This window comes from Novosphingobium gossypii, from assembly GCF_050433305.1.
Lineage (GTDB): Bacteria > Pseudomonadota > Alphaproteobacteria > Sphingomonadales > Sphingomonadaceae > Novosphingobium > Novosphingobium gossypii.
Map to the genome: position 1 here is coordinate 2,483 of NZ_JBNPXM010000025.1, position 3,194 is coordinate 5,676.

Here is a 3,194-nt window from a genome sequence, read left to right on the forward strand (position 1 = left end):
AACCTTTATGCAGGGTTGTCATTGATGGTGTGGATTCTCAAGCGTGAGGTAAGAGCATCTGGTGGATGCCTTGGCATGTACAGGCGATGAAGGACGTGGCACGCTGCGATAAGCGTCGGGGAGTTGTGAGCAAACTTTGATCCGACGATTTCCGAATGGGGAAACCCACCTTCACCATTTCTCTCGTTGTTCGAGTGATCGGACAGTGAGTGAGGTGGATAAGGTATCCCAAGTTGAATACATAGACTTGGTGAAGCGAACCCGGGGAACTGAAACATCTAAGTACCCGGAGGAAAAGACATCAACCGAGATTCCGTTAGTAGTGGCGAGCGAACGCGGACCAGGCCAGTGCTTGCATCTAAATTAGCAGAACACTTTGGAAAGAGTGGCCATAGCGGGTGACAGCCCCGTATGCGAAAATGAGGATGCAAGACTCGAGTAGGGCGGGACACGTGAAATCCTGTCTGAACATGGGGGGACCACCCTCCAAGCCTAAATACTCGTACATGACCGATAGCGAACACAGTACCGTGAGGGAAAGGTGAAAAGCACCCCGATGAGGGGAGTGAAACAGTACCTGAAACCGGATGCTTACAAGCAGTTGGAGCCTCTTTAGGGGGTGACAGCGTACCTCTTGCATAATGGGTCAGTGACTTAATGTACCATGCAAGCTTAAGCCGTTAGGTGTAGGCGCAGCGAAAGCGAGTCTGAACAGGGCGACAGAGTATGGTGTATTAGACCCGAAACCCGGCGATCTAGGCATGACCAGGTTGAAGGTGCGGTAACACGCACTGGAGGACCGAACCGTTGAATGTTGAAAAATTCTCGGATGAGTTGTGTTTAGGGGTGAAAGGCCAATCAAGCCGGGAAATAGCTGGTTCTCCGCGAAATCTATTGAGGTAGAGCGTCGGATGATTGCCGTTGGGGGTAGAGCACTGGATGGTTGCGGGGGTCGCGAGATCTACCAATACTAACCAAACTCCGAATACCAACGAGTCTAGTCCGGCAGACAGACGGCGGGTGCTAAGGTCCGTCGTCAAAAGGGAAACAGCCCTAACCTACAGCTAAGGTCCCCAAGTCATCACTAAGTGGGAAAGCATGTGGGAATCCCAAAACAACCAGGAGGTTGGCTTAGAAGCAGCCATCCTTTAAAGAAAGCGTAACAGCTCACTGGTCTAAACAAGGGTTCCTGCGGCGAAAATGTAACGGGGCTAAAGTGATGCACCGAAGCTTAGGGTGTGATCTTTTAGATCACGCGGTAGCGGAGCGTTCCGTAAGCGAGTGAAGCGATCTGGTAATGGGTCGTGGACGTATCGGAAGTGCGAATGCTGACATGAGTAGCGACAAAGAGGGTGAGATGCCCTCTCGCCGAAAGACCAAGGGTTCCTGCTTAAAGCTAATCTGAGCAGGGTGAGCCGGCCCCTAAGACGAGCCCGAAGGGGGTAGTCGATGGGAACCACGTTAATATTCGTGGGCCTGGTGGTGTGTGACGGATCACTTACATTGTACACCCTTATTGGATTGGGTGTGCTTTCACGTGGTTCCAGGAAATAGCCCCACCGTATAGACCGTACCCGAAACCGACACAGGTGGTCAGGTAGAGTATACCAAGGCGCTTGAGAGAAGTATCCTGAAGGAACTCGGCAAATTGCCTCCGTACCTTCGGAAGAAGGAGGCCCCATGTTTGCGCAAGCAGATGTGGGGGGCACAGGCCAGGGGGTAGCGACTGTTTAGCAAAAACACAGGACTCTGCTAAGTCGGCTTCAAGACGACGTATAGGGTCTGACGCCTGCCCGGTGCCGGAAGGTTAAGAGGAGGAGTGCAAGCTCCGAATTGAAGCCCCGGTAAACGGCGGCCGTAACTATAACGGTCCTAAGGTAGCGAAATTCCTTGTCGGGTAAGTTCCGACCTGCACGAATGGCGTAACGACTTCCCCACTGTCTCCAGGATATGCTCAGCGAAATTGAATTCTCCGTGAAGATGCGGAGTACCCGCGGTTAGACGGAAAGACCCCGTGCACCTTTACTGCAGCTTCAGAGTGGCATTAGGATAGAATTGTGTAGCATAGGTGGGAGGCTTTGAAGCACCGGCGCCAGCTGGTGTGGAGCCATAGGTGAAATACCACCCTGTTATGTTCTGATGTCTAACCCAGGACCGTTATCCGGTTCGGGGACCCTCTGTGGCGGGTAGTTTGACTGGGGCGGTCGCCTCCTAAAGAGTAACGGAGGCGCGCGATGGTAGGCTCAGGCCGGTTGGAAACCGGCTGCAAGAGTGCAATGGCATAAGCCTGCCTGACTGCGAGATTGACGAATCGAGCAGAGACGAAAGTCGGTCATAGTGATCCGGTGGTCCCTCGTGGAAGGGCCATCGCTCAACGGATAAAAGGTACGCCGGGGATAACAGGCTGATGATTCCCAAGAGCTCATATCGACGGAATCGTTTGGCACCTCGATGTCGGCTCATCACATCCTGGGGCTGGAGCAGGTCCCAAGGGTTTGGCTGTTCGCCAATTAAAGTGGTACGTGAGCTGGGTTCAGAACGTCGCGAGACAGTTTGGTCCCTATCTGCCGTGGGCGTCGATACTTGAGAGGAGTTGTCCCTAGTACGAGAGGACCGGGATGAACATGCCTCTGGTGTACCTGTCGTTCCGCCAGGAGCGCAGCAGGGTAGCTATGCATGGACGGGATAACCGCTGAAAGCATCTAAGCGGGAAGCCTCCCTCAAGATTAGGTATCTTCGAGTCGTGATAGACCATCACGTTGATAGGCCGGGTGTGGAAGTGGAGTAATCCATGGAGCTAACCGGTCCTAATAACTCTGATCATGCTTGATGAATCCCACCATCAATGACAATCCTGCCAATCGGCAACGGACTGTCTGCAATGGCGGACGATCAACCAGCCAGAAACACAAATCTGCACAAGCACGGGCATACATCGATTAAAAAACAACGATACAAAACGCGTCGGCTCCATTGCTTGGTGACCATAGCGTCAGTGACCCACCCGATCCCATCTCGAACTCGGCCGTGAAACCTGACAGCGCCAATGGTACTGTGGCTCAAGCCCCGGAAGAGTAGGACGTCGCCAGGCATTGAAGCCGACGCAGTGCGTATCGCTGAAAAAACCCATCACAATGACAAAATACATAAAGGGCCCAATCGGGCCCTTTTTGCGTCTACAACCAAGACGCAAA

The 3,194-nt window shown here is 53.1% G+C and carries 2 rRNA genes; both read left to right on the top strand.

Features of this window, described 5'->3' with window-relative positions:
* Window positions 1-38 precede the first annotated feature (38 nt).
* Window positions 39-2,831 (top strand): 23S ribosomal RNA (locus tag GGR40_RS22050).
* A 145-nt stretch (window positions 2,832-2,976) separates the two neighbouring features.
* Window positions 2,977-3,091, top strand: a 5S ribosomal RNA gene (gene rrf, locus GGR40_RS22055).
* Window positions 3,092-3,194: the final 103 nt, after the last annotated feature.